This is a genomic window from Fictibacillus tiangongensis (genome assembly GCF_048083785.1).
In the GTDB taxonomy this organism is placed as follows: domain Bacteria; phylum Bacillota; class Bacilli; order Bacillales; family Fictibacillaceae; genus Fictibacillus.
In genome coordinates this window covers 557,333-574,855 of sequence record NZ_CP182294.1, presented here as the reverse complement: position 1 = coordinate 574,855, position 17,523 = coordinate 557,333, and the positions used below count along the sequence as shown (strand labels likewise).

Annotated in this window: 18 protein-coding genes; 6 read left to right on the top strand and 12 right to left on the bottom strand. The window is 39.5% G+C overall.

What is annotated here, in order from left to right; translation table 11 throughout:
• Positions 1 to 185: 185 nt before the first annotated feature.
• Positions 186 to 2,618, top strand: coding sequence for a carbohydrate binding domain-containing protein (locus ACNJYY_RS03220; protein WP_416730545.1), 2,433 nt, complete (start codon positions 186 to 188; stop codon positions 2,616 to 2,618).
• Positions 2,619 to 2,724: 106 nt separating this feature from the next.
• Here ACNJYY_RS03220 and pdaA read toward each other — a convergent pair whose 3' ends face one another.
• The 3 genes from pdaA to ACNJYY_RS03205 form a co-directional block, all read right to left on the bottom strand.
• Positions 2,725 to 3,540 (bottom strand): delta-lactam-biosynthetic de-N-acetylase, encoded by an 816-nt coding sequence (gene pdaA, locus ACNJYY_RS03215; protein WP_416730544.1) that lies wholly within the window; start codon positions 3,538 to 3,540, stop codon positions 2,725 to 2,727.
• 355 nt (positions 3,541 to 3,895) lie between these two features.
• Complete coding sequence (locus ACNJYY_RS03210; RefSeq protein WP_416730543.1) at positions 3,896 to 5,443, bottom strand: fumarate hydratase; 1,548 nt, start codon at positions 5,441 to 5,443, stop codon at positions 3,896 to 3,898.
• A 108-nt stretch (positions 5,444 to 5,551) separates the two neighbouring features.
• Positions 5,552 to 5,743, bottom strand: coding sequence for an SE1561 family protein (locus ACNJYY_RS03205; protein WP_066243343.1), 192 nt, complete (start codon positions 5,741 to 5,743; stop codon positions 5,552 to 5,554).
• Positions 5,744 to 5,877: 134 nt separating this feature from the next.
• On the opposite strand from ACNJYY_RS03205, the gene yfkAB reads away from it, so the two are divergent.
• Positions 5,878 to 6,996, top strand: coding sequence for a radical SAM/CxCxxxxC motif protein YfkAB (gene yfkAB / locus ACNJYY_RS03200; protein WP_416730542.1), 1,119 nt, complete (start codon positions 5,878 to 5,880; stop codon positions 6,994 to 6,996).
• 111 nt (positions 6,997 to 7,107) lie between these two features.
• Positions 7,108 to 7,425, top strand: coding sequence for a winged helix-turn-helix transcriptional regulator (locus tag ACNJYY_RS03195; protein ID WP_066243338.1), 318 nt, complete (start codon positions 7,108 to 7,110; stop codon positions 7,423 to 7,425).
• 330 nt (positions 7,426 to 7,755) lie between these two features.
• Here ACNJYY_RS03195 and ACNJYY_RS03190 read toward each other — a convergent pair whose 3' ends face one another.
• Complete coding sequence (locus ACNJYY_RS03190) at positions 7,756 to 8,601, bottom strand: YfkD family protein (protein ID WP_416730541.1); 846 nt, start codon at positions 8,599 to 8,601, stop codon at positions 7,756 to 7,758.
• 103 nt (positions 8,602 to 8,704) lie between these two features.
• Positions 8,705 to 9,109 (bottom strand): OsmC family protein, encoded by a 405-nt coding sequence (locus ACNJYY_RS03185; RefSeq protein ID WP_416730540.1) that lies wholly within the window; start codon positions 9,107 to 9,109, stop codon positions 8,705 to 8,707.
• Positions 9,110 to 9,166: 57 nt separating this feature from the next.
• On the opposite strand from ACNJYY_RS03185, the gene ACNJYY_RS03180 reads away from it, so the two are divergent.
• Together ACNJYY_RS03180 and ACNJYY_RS03175 are read left to right on the top strand one after the other, a co-directional pair.
• Complete coding sequence (locus ACNJYY_RS03180) at positions 9,167 to 10,378, top strand: MFS transporter (protein ID WP_416730539.1); 1,212 nt, start codon at positions 9,167 to 9,169, stop codon at positions 10,376 to 10,378.
• A gap of 125 nt (positions 10,379 to 10,503) precedes the next feature.
• On the top strand, positions 10,504 to 10,953 hold the full coding sequence (locus ACNJYY_RS03175; RefSeq protein ID WP_144704488.1) for a TlpA disulfide reductase family protein: 450 nt from the start codon (positions 10,504 to 10,506) through the stop codon (positions 10,951 to 10,953).
• 55 nt (positions 10,954 to 11,008) lie between these two features.
• On the opposite strand, the gene ACNJYY_RS03170 is transcribed toward ACNJYY_RS03175, so the two are convergent.
• Both ACNJYY_RS03170 and ACNJYY_RS03165 read right to left on the bottom strand, forming a co-directional pair.
• A complete protein-coding gene (locus ACNJYY_RS03170; RefSeq protein WP_416730538.1) occupies positions 11,009 to 11,455 on the bottom strand; it encodes a VanZ family protein in 447 nt (148 codons plus the stop codon).
• A gap of 380 nt (positions 11,456 to 11,835) precedes the next feature.
• Entirely contained in the window at positions 11,836 to 12,711 is an 876-nt protein-coding gene (locus tag ACNJYY_RS03165; protein WP_416730537.1) for a YihY/virulence factor BrkB family protein, read from the bottom strand.
• Between the two features lie 161 nt (positions 12,712 to 12,872).
• Between ACNJYY_RS03165 and ACNJYY_RS03160 the strand changes: the two genes are divergently transcribed.
• Positions 12,873 to 13,127 (top strand): GlsB/YeaQ/YmgE family stress response membrane protein, encoded by a 255-nt coding sequence (locus ACNJYY_RS03160; RefSeq protein WP_137791560.1) that lies wholly within the window; start codon positions 12,873 to 12,875, stop codon positions 13,125 to 13,127.
• A 254-nt stretch (positions 13,128 to 13,381) separates the two neighbouring features.
• On the opposite strand, the gene ACNJYY_RS03155 is transcribed toward ACNJYY_RS03160, so the two are convergent.
• From ACNJYY_RS03155 to ACNJYY_RS03135, 5 genes are all read right to left on the bottom strand, one after another.
• Positions 13,382 to 13,807, bottom strand: a complete 426-nt coding sequence (locus ACNJYY_RS03155; protein ID WP_416730536.1) for a GNAT family N-acetyltransferase — start codon at positions 13,805 to 13,807, stop codon at positions 13,382 to 13,384.
• A 15-nt stretch (positions 13,808 to 13,822) separates the two neighbouring features.
• Entirely contained in the window at positions 13,823 to 14,293 is a 471-nt protein-coding gene (locus ACNJYY_RS03150; protein ID WP_416730535.1) for a low molecular weight protein-tyrosine-phosphatase, read from the bottom strand.
• A gap of 430 nt (positions 14,294 to 14,723) precedes the next feature.
• Positions 14,724 to 15,431, bottom strand: coding sequence for an ABC transporter ATP-binding protein (locus ACNJYY_RS03145; protein ID WP_416730534.1), 708 nt, complete (start codon positions 15,429 to 15,431; stop codon positions 14,724 to 14,726).
• 11 nt (positions 15,432 to 15,442) lie between these two features.
• Positions 15,443 to 16,219, bottom strand: a complete 777-nt coding sequence (locus tag ACNJYY_RS03140; protein WP_416730533.1) for an ABC transporter ATP-binding protein — start codon at positions 16,217 to 16,219, stop codon at positions 15,443 to 15,445.
• Between the two features lie 14 nt (positions 16,220 to 16,233).
• Positions 16,234 to 17,523, bottom strand: coding sequence for a branched-chain amino acid ABC transporter permease (locus tag ACNJYY_RS03135; RefSeq protein ID WP_416730532.1), 1,290 nt, complete (start codon positions 17,521 to 17,523; stop codon positions 16,234 to 16,236).

Here is a 17,523-nt window from a genome sequence, read left to right as displayed (position 1 = left end):
CCAACTTCAATTTCAATCGGGAAAAAAATTTATACAAAAATAATACTAAAGTCAGATTGTCTTGAATTTTTATAATCTCTATAATAGCTTTAACGAAAGCGCTTTCGTAAATAGCGCTTATAATTTTATGTGTTTCCGAAACCGCTTTCGATTCACTATTTACAATAAAGGAGGATATTTGCTCAGTGAAAAAAATCTATGCTTTTGCTCTCTCTGCTTTATTACTGATGCCAAGCGGTGGGACTGCCTTTGCAGATGACGATGTGGATAAAAAAGTACAAAAAAAGAAAGGCAATGCGAAATGGTCTCTTACTTGGTCCGATGAATTTGACAAACCTAAAATTGACCCAAAAAAGTGGACGTATGATATCGGTAACTGGATTAAAGATGAAGACGGCAATCTTATTACGCCTGGTTGGGGAAACAATGAAAAACAATATTATACGAACTCAGATGAGAACTCATTTATTAAAGATGGTAAATTAATTATTCGTGCTAAAAAAGAGAGCATAACGGATGACTCTGGTACCTATGATTATTCATCCGCTAAGCTAAAAACAAAGGGACTATTTAGTCAAACGTATGGCCGTTATGAGGTTCGTGCAAAATCACCTACAGGTAAAGGGCTATGGCCAGCGGTTTGGATGTTACCCGAAAAAGATCGATATGGTGGATGGGCGGCATCAGGTGAGATTGATATCATGGAAGCTTGGGGAAGTAAACCAAATAAAGTGGCAGGAACGCTCCATTATGGTGAGACTTGGCCAAACAATCGTTATACAGGAAAAGAATTTGAATTCCCTTTTAACGAGGGAATCAATACTTGGCACACATATGCCATCGAATGGGAACCTGGTGAGATCAGATGGTATGTAGATGGTAAACTGTATCAGACCCAAAACGAGTGGTATGCTAAAGGACCAAATAATCCGATCAAGTACTCGTATCCAGCCCCATTCGATCAAAACTTTTATTTAATCATGAACCTAGCTGTTGGCGGCTGGTTTGATGGAGATCCCGATGAAACGACTACGTTCCCTCAACAGATGGAGATTGATTATGTTCGTGTATATGAGTTAAAAAACCGCGATTACCGAGATCCAGTGGAACCTACTCCAAAGCCTGTTGAACTGCCTGAAGATGCTAAGCAACCTCTTGAAGATGGAAACCTCATTTATGACGGAAACTTTGAAAGACCTTTTACTCGTATCGATCAAAATGAAACACCTTTCGATCCATCCTACTGGAACCTTGTTACTCTTCCTGAATTTAGTGGTAAAGCTTCTGTAGAAAATGAAATGATCGATAACAAGAATTTTGCGGTGATCACTCCACACGTTCCAGGATCATTTTCACATTCTGTACAAGCGATTCAGCTTCTTTCACTCGGCAAAAACGGACGTTACAAAGTTAGCTTTGATGCAAAAGCAGCATCTGATCGACAAATGACAGTTAAAGTAGGCGGTGGCGCAGATCGTGGTTGGGGTAAATACTCAAATGAAGAAAATATTAAATTAGGCACTGCACTTTCAAGTTATTCCTTTACCTTCGATATGCTTGCCGATACAGATCTTGCGGCTCGATTAGAATTCAATCTAGGAAACAACGGAAGTGTTCCCGTTTGGATTGGTAACGTACGGGTTGAAGAAGTTACAAATGAACCGATTGATGAATCGGCCTCTAAGCCGCCACTTCGCTATGGTAACCACATTTATAATGGAACATTTGATCAAGGTGCGATGAATCGATTAACGTATTGGAACTTTGTTTCCAAACACAAGAAAGATAGAGCTGTTGTTAATGAGAAAACTCGTGAATTTCATGCTGATTTAAAGGGACACTCTTCTAAGAAAACAGATAGATACCTTGTGCAAAAAGGAATCCAATTGATCAAAGGCAACGAATACCTTTTAACTTTTAAAGGTAAAGCCGATAGAGCTCGATCCATTGAAATCGGTGTGTTAGATGAGAGCGGCAAGCAGTTCTATGTAACACCAGCTAAAGTAACTCTAAACAAAAAGAGTGGTACGCACGAAGTAAGATTTACGTATGAAGGAGAAACGTCAGATTACAATAGCCAGTTAATCTTTAACTTAGGCGGCAATCCTGCTGATGTTTACTTAGATGACATTTTTCTAAAGAAACTAACCAATATTCCCGATTACAACGATGTAGAGCTCAATCCATTGAAGAATGGAGATTTTCTTTCCGGCCTTTCATTTTGGAACCCCTACATTCATTACGATGCTACCGCTGTAATCATAGGTGAGGAAGGTAAAGCCAAGATCAACATCGATTCTGAAGGAAATGAGCCATGGAGCGTTCTTTTAGAACAAGGCGATTTAAAGTTAGTTGAGGGTTTGAATTACGAACTACGTTTTTCGGTTTCCTCACAGCTCGTTCGCAACATAGAGGTAACGTTAGAGAACGCACAGTACAAGCGTTATTTTGCTGAAAGAATTGAAATCGGAACTGAAGAAACTACCTATACGTACAAAATAACCCCTACTGAAACAGATACGTTGTCATTAAAGTTCCTTCTTGGAAAAAGTCTAGGATCACCACTAGGCAAACATGAAATATACCTCGATGACGTACAGCTATCTGTTTTAGAATAATCTTTGAACGCTTGAACCATTGTCTTCTCAAAAGCAAAGGTTTAAGCGTTTTTTGTATCCTTTTAGTACAAGAAGAAACACCTTCGCAAAGTATGCAAAAGTGTTTTTAAGATTTAAATAATAATGGTGTGGGCACAGATTTCTTAAGCTGTAAGTCGTCTAAGCTTTTGAATGTGTAGCCTCTTTTTTGAAGAGCTTCAATTGTGCGTTCAAGTGCATCTGCATTGTCTTTAGAAACTGTATGCAAAAGCATGATACTGCCTGGGTGAATCTGTTTCATGATCTGGTTGTATGAATATTGCCAACCACGCTGTTTATTGGTTTCCCAATCTAAAAAGGCAAGTGACCAGAACACATGTGTATAACCTTCTTGTTTAGCAAGCATAATCGTTCTTTCGCTAAACACTCCTCTTGGAGGCCGAATGTAATTCATATCGGTTTTTCCCGTTATTTCCGTATACCTGATCTTTACTTTTTCAAGCTCGTTTTTTAATCGAGCATCAGATACTTGGGTAAGGTCTGGATGGTAATAAGAATGATTCCCTACAATATGCCCTTCTTCAGCCATTCGTTTTATTAGGTGAGGGTGAGTCTTCATAAATTGTCCGGTTACAAAAAAGGCTGCAGGTACTTTCTTCCTCTTCAACACATCCAAAACATTGTCGGTATAACCGTTTTCGTATCCATTATCAAAGGTTAAATAGATATCTTTTTTGGCAGGGTCTCCAATAAAAAGGCTATCGTATTTGTGGACGAGCTCCATATATCTTGCATCTGTAACAGGAGGCTTCTCTTCCCCTTTTTTCTCAAAGTACCATTCCAGTCTTTGATTGGATACGCCTCTTTGAGCATAAATAACATGTGTATGTGTGAAAAATATGATTGAAACCAATATTAGGCACAGGAGCCGATTGATTCTCATTAAACTTCCTCCTTCAAGCGACAACCTATACCTTTATTTTGTTGTAATTGTAGAAAACCATGCTAGGGATATAAAGGAAACGAGTGGAATGGTGTGATATCAAATGTGTGGGTGTTCAGGAATCTTAATTTTTAATGTGAATCCACAAGTTTTGATGCCCAATCCTAAAGTTTTGTGCTTCAATCCAAAAGTTTTGATGCCGAATCCTAAAGTTTTGTGCTTCAATCCACAAATTTTGTGCTTCAATCCTAAAGTTTTTGCGATTTATCCACGAGTCTACAGGTATAGACAAACTTCGACAATCGAAACGCAAAAAAACCACAGTTCCTAAACAGAACTGTGGCTACAAATCATTTTATTTAAATACAGGATCTTTAAACTGCTCTAACTTTTGAAAAGATGACTTCTCCACATGCTCATGAAGACTGTTTCCGTGTGAATCCATCGTTACTACTGCTGTAAAGCCATTGACGCGAATGTGCCACATCGCTTCTGGAACTCCGAATTCCATCAGGTCGACACCTTCTACTTTTTCCATGCACTCTGCGTAATATTGTGCAGCACCGCCGATAGCGTTCAAATAAACACCGCCGTGCTCTTTTAGAGCAGCCAACGTTTTTGGACCCATTCCACCTTTACCAATAACCGCGCGGATTCCAAACTTCTTCATGATGTCGCCTTGGTAAGGTTCCTCACGAATACTTGTCGTTGGTCCTGCCGCTTTAACGACCCAATTTCCTTCAGCGTCTTTTGCCATTACTGGTCCGCAGTGATAGATGATCTGACCGTTCAGATCGATTGGAGCCGGATTATCCATTAAATGTTTATGAATGGCATCTCGACCTGTATGCATCATGCCGTTGATCGTCACAACATCTCCGACTTTTAGCTCACGGATTTGCTCTTCTGTAATAGGCGCTTCAAGTGTGACGCTTCTCGTTTTTTCTTCCTGCTGTTCAACAGCTGCCGCTGCTTCCTCTTCGGCTTTAGTGAAGTCCACTTCTTCGCCTTCTGTATACAACCAATCTTGAATTTCTCCCGTTTCAGCGTTCAGTTTTACACCTAAACGACGGTATGCCCAGCAGTTATACGCTACTGATACAAAGAAACTCGCTGGAATACGATTGATCACACCAACTTTACAGCCGAGTAATGTCGTTTCACCGCCAAAGCCCATCGTACCGATCCCAAGCTTATTCGCGTTCTCCATCACATACTCTTCAAGTTTACGAAGATTTTCGTACGGATTAACGTCATCTACAGAACGGAATAGCATCTCTTTCGCTAATTCATAACCTGATGTACGGTCTCCCCCGATTCCAACACCGATAAAACCGGCACTGCAGCCTTGACCTTGAGCTTGATACACCGAATGCATGATACATTTACGGATACCGTCTAGATCACGTCCCGCACGTCCTAAGCCTTCTAATTCAGCAGGAAGACTATATTGAATGTTTTTATTCTCACATCCGCCGCCTTTTAAGATCAGACGAGCATCGATGTAATCTTCTTCCCATTGCTCGAACTTAATAACAGGCGTTCCGTCTCCTAGGTTGTCTCCACTATTGTCTCCAGTAATTGAATCAACGGAGTTCGGACGAAGCTTCGTATCTTTTGTTGCATCCGCAATCGCTTGACGGATCGCTTTTTTCATCTTAATCTGGTTCGCTCCTACAGGAACTTTTATCTTAAAAGTAGGAAGTCCCGTATCCTGACAGATTGGTGAAACATTTTCGTCAGCCTTTAAAATATTGTCCGTAATCGTATCTAAAGACATCGCAGCACGTGTTCCGGCGTTTTCCTTTAACTTAGCTGCAAGAATGGCACGGCGAACGTCTTTTGGCAATTTCGTTGATGTTTCCACAATCAGCTTGTACATGCTTTCTTGAAATTTCTCCATCTCTTCACTACCCCTTTATGACTTGCTATTGTAAGCGTAATCAAAATTATTAATGAGTTCATTATAACAAAAAAAACCGCTTCTTTAATAAAGAAACGGTTTTCGAGCTTATTTTTCTTCCCAATCGTGACGGAACTGTTTGCACTTTTCTTCTAAGTCATCCAGCATTCCGATGATTCGGTCGATCTCTTCAATTCCTGCTGTTTCAGCATCTATAGAATCTAAAACATCAACTAATAAGTCAATACGATTTTTAATATATTCTTTTTGAGAGGATTTATCCTGAATAGAGTTACCCATGTTGATCTCTCCTTTCCATCCCTTCTACTTTAACAAGGTCAACCGATTTTGCCAACAGAATATTATCCTTTTTCTTTAATGAGGCTTCGGTTAAGATAGATACTGTCCATTTATGGTCGCAAAGGAGATGTATGATGGTGTTAAAAACCGAATTAAAAGCGATAACCCCAAAGAATGATCCGTGGGAAGCTTATTTAGATATGAGTGAACATAATAAACTTCAGCTATCCAATATAGAGATAACGACAACCACATTGTGCAACATGCGTTGTGCACACTGTGCTGTCGGATACACGCTTCAAACAAAAGATCCTGAACCTCTTCCGCTCGACCTTGTCATCAAACGACTCGATGAGATTCCTCAATTAAGAGCTTTCAGTATTACTGGCGGTGAGCCGATGCTTTCCTTAAAATCAGTAAATAACTACGTTGTGCCACTATTAAAATACGCACGAGAACGTGGTGCACGTACTCAGATCAACTCAAATTTAACTTTAGATTTAGCACGCTACGAAAAAATTATTCCGTATTTGGATGTGCTTCACATTTCCCATAACTGGGGAACGGTGGAGGAATTTTCTGATACAGGTTTTGCCATGATGGAAAAGAAGCCTTCTGTTGAACAACGTGAAGCTTACTTCACCCGCTTAGTTGAAAACGCACAAGCTTTAACAAAAGCTGGTGTGATGGTATCTGCTGAAACGATGTTAAATAAGAAGACGTTGCCCTACTTGGAAGAGATACATAAACATGTTCTTGAGATGGGCTGCCAGCGTCACGAGATTCACCCTATGTACCCGAGCGATTTCGCGAGTACGTTGGAAACAATCTCTCTAAAGGAAATGCGTGAAAGTATTCATCGTTTACTTGATATTCGTGATAAGAACACTTGGATGCTCTTTGGAACTCTTCCCTTCTATGCTTGCTCCGAAGACGAAGAGGACTTAAGCTTGATCAGAAGACTTCAAAGGGAAGAAAATGTTACAGTGCGTAATGACCCTGATGGAAGATCACGTTTAAATATCAACTTATTTGATGGCAATATTATCGTGACAGACTTTGGAGATGCACCTGCTCTTGGAAATATAAAAGACACGAGCTTACCGGATGCTTTCGAAGCATGGAATCAATCAGCGCTTGCTAAAGAACTGAGCTGCCATTGCCCTGCTGTTCAATGTTTAGGACCGAACGTACTTGTAAAACATTCTTACTATAAAGAAGTAGATTTTAAAAATAACACCTCGAAGCTTTAAAGCGTTAAAAAGTTATAAACTTTACAAAAGTAAGTTTAAATCGTATAATAGAAGGCAAATATAGACTGTAGAAAAAGCATCGTTTTTTCATATAGATTGAGGTGAATGATAATGGATTATAGCACGATGTGTCCGAAGTACGAAGTAGCCATGGATATTATCGGAAAAAAATGGACAGGACTCATCATTCGCGTTTTGATGGATGGCCCTAAGCGGTTCAAAGACATCAAATCCCAGATTCCCGAAATGAGTGATCGCATGCTTACGGAACGGATGAAGGAATTGGAGTCTGTGGGAATTGTGAAGCGTAACGTTTACCCAGAGACACCTGTGCGAATTGAGTATTCACTGACGGATAAAGGTAATTCTTTAAAAACAATTATCAATGCCATTCAAGACTGGAGCGAACAATGGGTGGATCATTGTTAAGCTACTCTATGTAAAAGGAGGCATCTTCTGAATGTCTCTTTTTTGCATTCTTCCTTGAATTAGATTGGAGTGAAAGGTGCGTGCCTACCACCTGAGAAGCTTCTTGCAAGGCATGCGACGAGGAAGTTGACTTCGATAGCATTAGCTCGTAGACGCAGGAGCACTATTACTTTCTTGAGCGGGACAGGTGAGACTCTTAACAGCGCATAGCGCTAAGAGGCTCACCGCACGCCCCCCGGAAAGCGAGCATCCTGTAACGGAAATCAACCATTCGAGGACGTCATAGGTTAAACAAAAAGAAAGGACAGCTGATTAAGGAGCTGTCCTTTTTTACATATTGCTTGTATGAAAACTGAAAGATACATGGTCTTGAACGGGAATCCAAGCTCCAATGCCTTGTTGTGTAACGTTTTGAATCACGATCTCTCTTTTACCGCCTTTTAAAACGATATACACTTCTCCGTAAGTAACTCTTCCTCTTTCATTAACCGCTGGGATATAACTATCTAGATATCCTACCTGTTTTGGTGACACATGGTATACGTTTGATTTCTTTGTACCTGCGCCAACAGCTGTCTGAAACGATAAAGGTAACTTTGACTTTTCTGCTGCTGTGATGAGCATCATCTTTTGAACCGCTTCACTATTTGGAATTGATGCTGTAAGACCACCACTTACTTTTTTATGAGCCGTTTGATTGTAAGACAGTTTTGCAACTGCTTTTGCACCTCTGTTATCTAAACGGTTCGTATTGATTTGTTGGTGTTCCCAGTTCACAGTCGTCTCTGTTGATTGATAAGACAATGGCCACTGACCTAGGTAGATTTTTGCACGATACCAAAAAGCTACTTTCGATCCATTTATCGTTGACTCATTCAATAAACGAATTAAATCTGGATTTGTAATTGGAACGTCCGATGTTTTAAGCATAGCTTTCGCAAGCTTACTCGGTTCTAAGTAAGGAAGATCTTGAGCTGAGTTGGGATACGTGTTCTCTTTCGATATGCTAAGAACCGAACTCGGTATTTTAATATCTGCTTTTGGAGCAGCTTTTTCTATCTTTTCTGCTTGTTTTTGTTTTTGTTCTGGCTGTTGCTTTGTTTTTTCAGCTGCTAGTGCTGTATTGGATAACACAAAAAGCATGACAAATAACATAATAAAAATTCTCTTTTTCATAACATCCTCCTTTCCCCTATTTTTTTCTAACCGATAAAATTTATCCATGTTCTCTGCTTAGATCTCTCCGGATTTTGTTGGAAAATAAAAAACCCTAATTCTCTTAAGAATCAGAGCACGCATCTAACAATTGAATTTCAAAACTTTCCGTGATGTTTATACTGTCTTTTACAGATTGCACCATGGAACAGTTTTTACGAGTTACGTTTAATGCTTTCTCGATCTTCTCTTCTGATAATTCTTTCCCTTTGATCAAAAAGTGAAGGTGAATGTCCGATACTCGGTTTGCCTCTTTTTCCACTCTGTTGATCTTTGCTTGAACAGTGATGTCATCATACTGAATTCTCATCCGCTCTAATACTTTCCGAAGAACTCCACCACTGCATACAGCTATAGAAGAAACGAGAAGCTGAAATGGCCGATAACCATACTCAGCATTTCCGCTAATCTCAAGTGTTCCATACTCTACATCGGTTTCAAATCCATTTTCAGTCATTTTAAATTCCAAGATTACTTACTCCTCTTCCTAAAATTCCACTCAACTTTTTATGTTTTCCATTGTACAATGGTTTTAGTTTGTTTTGAAAAGGAGATGCTCATGCAGCTTTCTACGTATAAATTTTCAGTTTTAATCAGCATTGTTTTTATATCAGGTTTTGCTCAAGGTATGCTGCTTCCTTTAATTGCAGTCATCTTTGAACAGGACGGTACATCTGCTTCATTAAACGGTTTCCATGCAACAGCACTTTATATAGGTATCTTGATCGCTTCTCCGTTTATTGAGAAGCCTCTTAGAAAATTTGGCTATAAACCACTTATATTAGCAGGACTTTTAGCTGTTGTACTCTGTTTTGCTATGTTTCCTGTTTGGAAAGTTTTTTGGTTTTGGTTTGTTTTACGGCTCTTGATCGGTATTGGTGACCATATGCTTCATTTCTCTACGCAAACTTGGATTACGACAAGCAGCCCAGAAAAAAAGAGAGGAAGAAATATCTCTATATATGGGATCGCGTTTGGAGCAGGATTTGGAATCGGGCCTCTTATGACAAAGATGCTGGAAGTAAACGAAAACCTACCTTTTTGGCTTGCTGCTGGTCTCTGTTTTCTTTCTTTTCTTCTAATGACGACGATTCGAAACGAAAGGCCAGAAACAGAATCTGCTCGAACTTCTGCTATAACCGCCATCGACCGATATAGAGATGTTTTGAAATTAGCTTGGGTATCATTATTGCCACCCTTTGGTTATGGCTTTTTAGAAGCGACTCTTCATGGCTCTTTTCCCGTTTTTGCACTTCGTAACGGAATCAGCTTAGATTGGGTAGCAGTTCTGCTGCCAGCTTTCGTATTAGGCAGCCTTATCTTCCAATTGCCACTCGGCATTCTCAGCGACAAGTTAGGCAGAAAACCCATCTTAATTTTTTCTTTTGTTTCGGGTTTCTTCTCGTTTCTGGCAACATACTGGAGCATGAATAATTTTTGGCTTCTGATCAGTTTGTTCTTTTTATCAGGAATGTTTGTAGGATCAATGTTCTCTCTTGGTATCGCATATATGAGTGACCTGCTTCCTAAATATTATCTTCCTGCAGGAAATATCTTAGCAGGCATCAGTTTTAGCATCGGAAGCATGTCTGGTCCTATGATCGGCGGAAGCTTCATAAGCTGGTTTAATGGAGGTGCTTTTGTGTTTGCGATCTGCGGTATGTTATTTGTCCTGTGCTTACCGATTCTTTTTATCAAAAATAAACATGAGATCGCGATAAAGTCCAAAACAGCTTAGAAATAATATTTTTCATTTTACACCATATTAGTAAAGCAGGATTTTTGACTTTAGTTGTTCAACCTTTAAACTAGAAATTAGATAAATTAAACTATCTTCAAAAACAAGGAGTAGATATTTTTATGATGAGATTACGTTCGGATATGCCAGAACTTAACGGTGCTACACAATGGATCAATGGAGAAGTTTCGAAAAGTGACTTGATCGGAAATAAACCAACGCTTATTCACTTTTGGTCTGTAAGCTGTGGACTATGTAAAGATGCGATGCCCAACATTAATCAATTTCGAGATGACTATAAAGACGAACTGAACGTGATTGCGGTTCATATGCCTCGTTCAGAAAAAGATTTAGATATCGAACAAATTAAAGAAGTAGCAGCAGAACATGATATTACACAGCCAATCTTCGTGGACAACGATCATGCTTTAACTGACGCGTTTGAAAACGAGTATGTGCCAGCTTATTATGTTTTTGATGCAGAGGGTAAGCTTCGTCATTACCAAGCTGGTGGAGATGGCATGAAGATGCTGACAAAGCGTGTTAACCGTGTACTAGGAAAAGAAACTAAGTAAGAAAACAAAAACCGGACAGCTGTAGTCGCTGCCCGGTTTATTTTATATATTTGCTTTATTTTAATAATCGTTCGATCCATCGGAAGATCATCGCTAAAAACTTGTATAAAAATAGTCCTAGCATTGCTCCCATACCATTAAGGAAGATATCATCAATATCGAATATTCGTTTGAAATACTCATATTGAAGAACCTCAATAATGAAACTTGTACCAAAACCAAAAATGAAGATAACACGCCAAGAATTAAACACTCGGTAAATTAAAGGCAGCAACAAACCAAAAGGTACGAACAAGAGCACATTTCCGATGATATTCTTCAGGATGAGCCAATCATTCTCACTTCTCCACATCAGTCTTATGCTGTCAAACAAAACAAGATTAGCGGATCTACCATATACATACTCATTAAATGAAAAAAGAGTTGCTTTAATTAGGACTGCCATATATATGATAAAAACAAGTGTACCTAAAATGCTAAAGATGAATCTAACTTTTTTCATACTGCCTTTTCTCCTGCCTTTTTTAAAGAAATTCCCATAAGTGCCTTTTTAGTGTAACATGCAAAGCTCTTAAGGAGATACAGGTAAAAGACACAAACTTTTCTCCATTACCTATACACACTTCGCAGAATCCATTCAAAACATGTACTTCTTCTGTACTTTTTCACTGCCGTTTTTTAACAAAACAAAAAAGCCGCCCTGCTAAGAGGACAGCTCCATACTTGTTCGTGTTTAGATTAATGAAAGTCATTCTTCTTGTTCGAGGATTTACTCGTTTTATGTTGACTATCATTTTTATTGTTCTTATTGCTGTGGGTCTGTTTGTTGCTTTTTCCCATATCAATAATACCTCCTTAACGACAAGGTATGTATAGTTTTTCCTAGGATTCAGCCTTTAACAAGCCCCTTTTCTTGGCAAAATCAATCTTAAACTTATGAAACGTGGCATTTAGGACGCCACCAGATAATAAGACGATACCTGTGAGATAAAACCAAAGCATGAGAACAATAATCGCTCCAATACTTCCGTAAGTAGCAGAATAATTGCCAAAATGGTCAACATAAAAGGCGAAACCGAACGATACGATCTGCCAGAAGAATGTAGCAACTAATGAACCGTACCAGATCTCACTATATTTCAGCTTTTTACATGGAGCTAAATAATAGAGAACAGATACAACAGTCGCGATGATGAGGAAACTAATCAACCACCGCAGCACTCCCCAGATCTGCAAGAACTCATCACTCAATCCTAAATAGGAAAAGGCTGCGTTCCCAAGCATCTTTCCGAATACAGGGAAAATGAGTGCAACAACAAAAGCGAAAATAACGCCAAACGTTAAGAATATAGCCAATAACCTTGTTTTTATGAAGCTTCGGCATTCTTTAACTCCATATGCTTCATTTAAAGTCTTGATCACAGCATTGATCGCATTAGAAGCTGACCAAATCGTAGCTAGAATACCGATTGATAAAAGGCCGCCACTTCTTCCTTCTAATACAGCAAGTAAATTTTCTCTAACAGAATCCATCGCCTCTGATGGTACGAAGTGCTCTAACAGGTCGAGCGCTTCTTTTGGTTCTATAAAAAAGGCGCCAAGCGTTAATAAGAAGATAAGAAAAGGGAACAGCGAAAGCAGAAAATAATAAGCAAGCTGTGCTGCAAGTCCTGTTACATCTCCTCTTTGAAAACCGTGCATGAATTCAATTCCAAATGCTTTGGCTTTCATATGTTTGAGTATATGCCATAACGTCAAAGTTCCTCTCACCCCTTACTTATTTTTATACATTTCCCTTTATCTTTCCCCTTCCTTAGGGTGATAAAAACTTTTTTCAGGATAAGTTTATAATTTTTTATAATGGGTAACTTAAGAATAATTCCATATTACAACCTACAAAAAAAAAGGAGGAATTTTACATGAGTTTATTATGGGCACTTATAATTGGAGGAATCATCGGTTGGTTAGCAGGTCTTTTAACAGGGCGTGACGTACCAGGCGGAATCATCGGTAACATCATCGCAGGTTTTGTTGGTGCATGGTTAGGTGGATTATTATTAGGTGATTGGGGACCAATGGTAGCAGGATTTGCAATCGTACCAGCTATTATCGGTGCAGTTGTAGTAGTACTTATCGTAAGCTTTATCATGCGCAGTATGCGTAGCCGTGCTTAATAAGTTTTACTAAAACATAATCTTTTTCAAGAAGAAAAGCTGGCTAAGGTCGATCATTTATATGATCTTCCTTGGCCAGCTTTTTACTTTGTTACAATAATTAAGCAATTCATTTTGATTGCATAAGGTTTCTTGTTCGTTTAGTCGGGATGATGGTTTTGATTAATGCTCGTTCGCCGGAATTTATGATCGGTCACGAAGATTTATGAGCGATAGCTAGTATTTATGCTCGCTCACGATTAACGAACATTAACTTAAAATCTCTTTTTAAACACATAGCTCGGCATCTCATAATTCATCTTATCTGTATAAAAACGATGAGCGTCTAAACGGTTCACATTCGAACTTAACGCAACACAGTTACAGTTATTTTGAAGAGCAAAAGATTCCAAAAATGCTAGAAGTTCCTCACCATATCCTTTTGATCGTTCGTTGGAATCAGTGATCAGATCGTACAAATAAATATGCTTGCCGTCATAAAGATTGGTCAGCATAGCGAAACCTGCCAAAGCCACAATTTTCCCTTCATGAATATTGGCAAACAACGTGTAGCCTTCTTTCTCCATCTGTAGAAAAAGTTCATAAAAAAGGTCCTCTGAAAGATGTGTACGAAGCTGGTTCATGACCGGAAAAGCATCACGCACTTCTTGTTCTGATGATAATTGACGAATTTCACCCATCCGATATCCTCCTGATTATAACGATTCTCTATTTTTTATTTCTATTAAGAGTCTCTCACAGCCGGTTGTCACAAGATCATATACTTCTTGGAAATTACCTGTAAAGTACGGATCTGGAACATCCTCTTTTTTAGCCTCAGGTACAAAATCCATCAGTCTTGCGATCATACCTGTTTGGGTTTGCCCCGCCATCCTATGCATGTTACCGATATTCTCAGCATCCATCCCAATGATATAATCGTAATCTGTTAAATCTTTGGTTTTAACTTGGCGCGCTTTTTGACCTTCATAAGAAATTCGGTTTTCTTTCAAGATATTTCTAGTTCCCTCATGAGGCGGTTCGCCCGCATGCCAGTTTCCAGTTCCAGCAGAATCAATTGAAATAGTTTCAGATAATCCTTCTCGTTTTACGAGATCTCGAAAAATCGCCTCCGCCATAGGAGATCGACATATGTTTCCTAAGCATACAAAGAGTACTTTAATCATGAATCATACCCCTTTCGTCTTCCTTTTAAAGGTATAACAATTTCATCCAATAATAAAGGGGAAATATACACAAAAAGAAAACCGAGCTTCTAAGAAACCCGATTTCATTTGTTCTGTAAACTATCCTGTTAATATTAGAAATAACTTTTTTAGTATGCAGTCTTTAATAAGCTGAACACCCCGATGAACGATATACTTCAGAATTCTTACAATTATAGTTTGATGCTTTTCGGTATCTTGTTTCTCTTCCCTGACAAGTTGACTGGAGTAGAAGGTGCGAGACTCCTGTAGGACAGGTGGGCAGGTGAGACACTTAAGAGTGAAACGTACAAATGTGGCTCACCGCCTGCCCCGCGGAAAGCGAGCACCTGGAACGGAAATCAACTACTTTCAAAAGCAACAAAGAAACACTAAAATATATTCATTTAAGTTAAGCCAGATAAGCCTCTCGAACAGACTCATTTGTAATGAGCTCATTCCCTTGACCAGCCATCACGATTTCTCCAGTCTGAAGTACATATCCTCGATTTGCGATCTGAAGAGCCTGAAACGCGTTTTGTTCAACGAGAAGAATCGTCATTCCTTCTTTATTAAGGTCACTAATAATATCAAAAATTTGTTCTACGATAACAGGAGCTAATCCCATAGAAGGTTCATCAAGCAACAATAGACGCGGCTTTGACATAAGGGCACGCCCCATAGCGAGCATCTGCTGCTCACCGCCACTCATCGTACCTCCTTTTTGAGTAAATCGTTCTCTTAACCTTGGAAAATAGTCGAAGACCTGTTCCATACGTTCCTTGATGACCCTTTTATCTTTTACAATAAAAGCACCCATCTCTAAGTTTTCTTTTACCGTTAGTCTTGGAAAAATCCTTCTTCCTTCAGGAACGTGTGCAATACCTGTTTGAGCAGTAATATGAGCAGGTTGTTTCGAGATGTCTTTTCCTTCATAGATAACAGAACCTGTTTTCGGCAGAACCTGTCCGCTGATCGTTTTTAAAGTCGTTGATTTCCCCGCTCCGTTCGATCCGATCAATGTAACGATTTCCCCTTTTTCTACAGAAATGCTGATCCCTTTTAGCGCATGGATACCACCGTAATATGTGTTAATATCGTTTAATTGCAGAATACTCATCGTTCTCCTCCTTACGCTGGTGTTACAGCACTTTTTCCAAGATAAGCTTCAATCACTTTTACATCATTACGGATTTCAGCAGGCTTTCCTTCAGCGATCTTTTCGCCATGATCCAAAACAAAGATCTGTTCAGATATCTCCATGACTAGCTTCATATCGTGTTCGATCAAAACGATCGTTACATCCAAGTCCTCTCTCATTCGATGGATAAACTCCGTTAACTCACGCGTTTCTCTCGGATTCATGCCTGCTGCTGGTTCATCTAACAGCAAGAGTTTAGGTTTTGTAGCCAGTGCACGCGCGATTTCAAGCCTGCGCTGAGCTCCATAAGATAGATTCTGCGCATCTTCGTTCAGATGTTTAGCAAGGCCGACATATTCTAGCCAATGGTAAGCTTCTTCTTTCGCCAGCTGTTCTTCTTCTTTTACTTTTTTTGTTTGAAACAAAGTACCGACAATTCCCGCTTTCAACTGTTTATGCAAACCTACCATTACATTTTCAAGAACGGTAATGTTTGAAAAAAGACGGATGTTTTGGAACGTACGAGCAATTCCGTGCCGGGAAATTTCGTGTGGCTTCAGCCCAACTAAAGAAGTTGAACCCAGTTGCACATTCCCATTATCAGGCTGGTATACCCCTGTGATCAGGTTAAAAAAGGTAGTCTTGCCAGCTCCGTTCGGTCCGATTACAGCAGTTATCGAACCTTTTTCCACTGCCATATCCACTGAATTAACGGCAACAAGTCCGCCAAACTGTTTTGTAAGATTACTAACTGTTAAAATCGACATCTTTATACCGCCTCCTATGCCTGAAACCCTTTGTCAGGTTCAACCGTAATCTTTTCTTTTCTGTGCTTCTTAGATCCCTCTTTAAGAGACTCTTCATCAAACACAGGATTTTTAGATGGTATTAACCCTTGAGGGCGATAGATGGCAAATATGATTAAAATCGCGCCAAAGATAAAGCGTTGCATTTTTGCTGGAGCGAGTGCTTCTGGAAAGCTGATCACACCATCAAGGCTCAATTGATTTAAGTAATTTGTTATCTCTGTCAGTACTTGTAGATTTAGAATAGTAATGACTGCTGCACCAAGGATTACACCTGGCACACTGCCCATGCCTCCTAAGATAACCATCACTAGGATGGTGATAGATTCTAGTAGCGTAAAACTTGTCGGATCGACGAATGTTTGTTTCGCTGCAAAGACAACCCCCATCATTCCTGAAAAAGAAGCTCCGATTGCGAATGCTAAAAGCTTCGTACGCACAAGGTGGATACCCATCGATTGTGCAGCGATCTCGTTTTCTCTTACCGCTTTCCAAGACCGGCCGATTTTTGAGAACTCAAATCTTCTAACAGCTAGAATGACTAGAAACAAGATAGCAAGAACAATAAAGTAGAATTGATTCGGATATACAAACTGATAACCGAAAATCTCTGGAGGCTTAACTGACGCTAATCCCATTGCTCCATTCGTAATGTTCACCGGCTTATCAAGGTTATTGAAAACAATTCTAATGATCTCACCGAAACCAAGCGTAACGATCGCCAAGTAGTCTCCTTTTACACGAAGTACAGGAATACCTAATAAGACTCCAAAAAGTGCAGCTACAAAGCATCCGATTAAAATAAAGATCCAAAAGCTCTCGCCCGATAACGGGAACGTTCCGAACGGCATAAAGTTAGCAGCTTGTCCTGTTGCAAAGATTCCGTACGTGTAGGCCCCGATCGCAAAGAAAGCGACGAACCCGAGGTCTAATAAGCCTGCTAGACCAACTACGATATTAAGTCCCAATGCCATCGCTACATAGATACCTACAACTGTAGCCACTTCCATGTAAGATTGATAACCAGGTCCAGTGCTTGATACAAAAGGTATTACTCCAATGAGGACGACCCCTGCAATCAACCATTTTAGACGGTCTGGCAGTTCTGTATAGTACAGAAGCAATAACGAGAACAACAGCAGCAGAAAAGCTGTAACAGATGCTTGAGCAAGATATAGGCTCAACGAGGTAATCAGGACATAAAGGACGAGCAGAATAATTTGTGCCAGCTTATTGCCTTTTAATTTACTTGTCAGCTTATTCAT

Excerpts from the sequence above, each read along its gene's own strand:
- ACNJYY_RS03175 (WP_144704488.1), top strand. The coding sequence starts at position 10,504 with ATGAGATTACGTTCGGATATGCCAGAACTTAACGGTGCTACACAATGG.
- ACNJYY_RS03145 (WP_416730534.1), bottom strand. The coding sequence starts at position 15,431 with ATGAGTATTCTGCAATTAAACGATATTAACACATATTACGGTGGTATC.
- ACNJYY_RS03160 (WP_137791560.1), top strand. The coding sequence starts at position 12,873 with ATGAGTTTATTATGGGCACTTATAATTGGAGGAATCATCGGTTGGTTA.
- ACNJYY_RS03180 (WP_416730539.1), top strand. The coding sequence starts at position 9,167 with ATGGTTTTAGTTTGTTTTGAAAAGGAGATGCTCATGCAGCTTTCTACG.
- ACNJYY_RS03150 (WP_416730535.1), bottom strand. The coding sequence starts at position 14,293 with ATGATTAAAGTACTCTTTGTATGCTTAGGAAACATATGTCGATCTCCT.
- ACNJYY_RS03135 (WP_416730532.1), bottom strand. The coding sequence starts at position 17,523 with ATGAATAAGCTGACAAGTAAATTAAAAGGCAATAAGCTGGCACAAATT.
- pdaA (WP_416730544.1), bottom strand. The coding sequence starts at position 3,540 with ATGAGAATCAATCGGCTCCTGTGCCTAATATTGGTTTCAATCATATTT.
- ACNJYY_RS03170 (WP_416730538.1), bottom strand. The coding sequence starts at position 11,455 with ATGAAAAAAGTTAGATTCATCTTTAGCATTTTAGGTACACTTGTTTTT.
- ACNJYY_RS03140 (WP_416730533.1), bottom strand. The coding sequence starts at position 16,219 with ATGTCGATTTTAACAGTTAGTAATCTTACAAAACAGTTTGGCGGACTT.
- ACNJYY_RS03190 (WP_416730541.1), bottom strand. The coding sequence starts at position 8,601 with ATGAAAAAGAGAATTTTTATTATGTTATTTGTCATGCTTTTTGTGTTA.
- ACNJYY_RS03210 (WP_416730543.1), bottom strand. The coding sequence starts at position 5,443 with ATGGAGAAATTTCAAGAAAGCATGTACAAGCTGATTGTGGAAACATCA.
- ACNJYY_RS03205 (WP_066243343.1), bottom strand. The coding sequence starts at position 5,743 with ATGGGTAACTCTATTCAGGATAAATCCTCTCAAAAAGAATATATTAAA.
- ACNJYY_RS03195 (WP_066243338.1), top strand. The coding sequence starts at position 7,108 with ATGGATTATAGCACGATGTGTCCGAAGTACGAAGTAGCCATGGATATT.
- ACNJYY_RS03155 (WP_416730536.1), bottom strand. The coding sequence starts at position 13,807 with ATGGGTGAAATTCGTCAATTATCATCAGAACAAGAAGTGCGTGATGCT.
- yfkAB (WP_416730542.1), top strand. The coding sequence starts at position 5,878 with ATGGTGTTAAAAACCGAATTAAAAGCGATAACCCCAAAGAATGATCCG.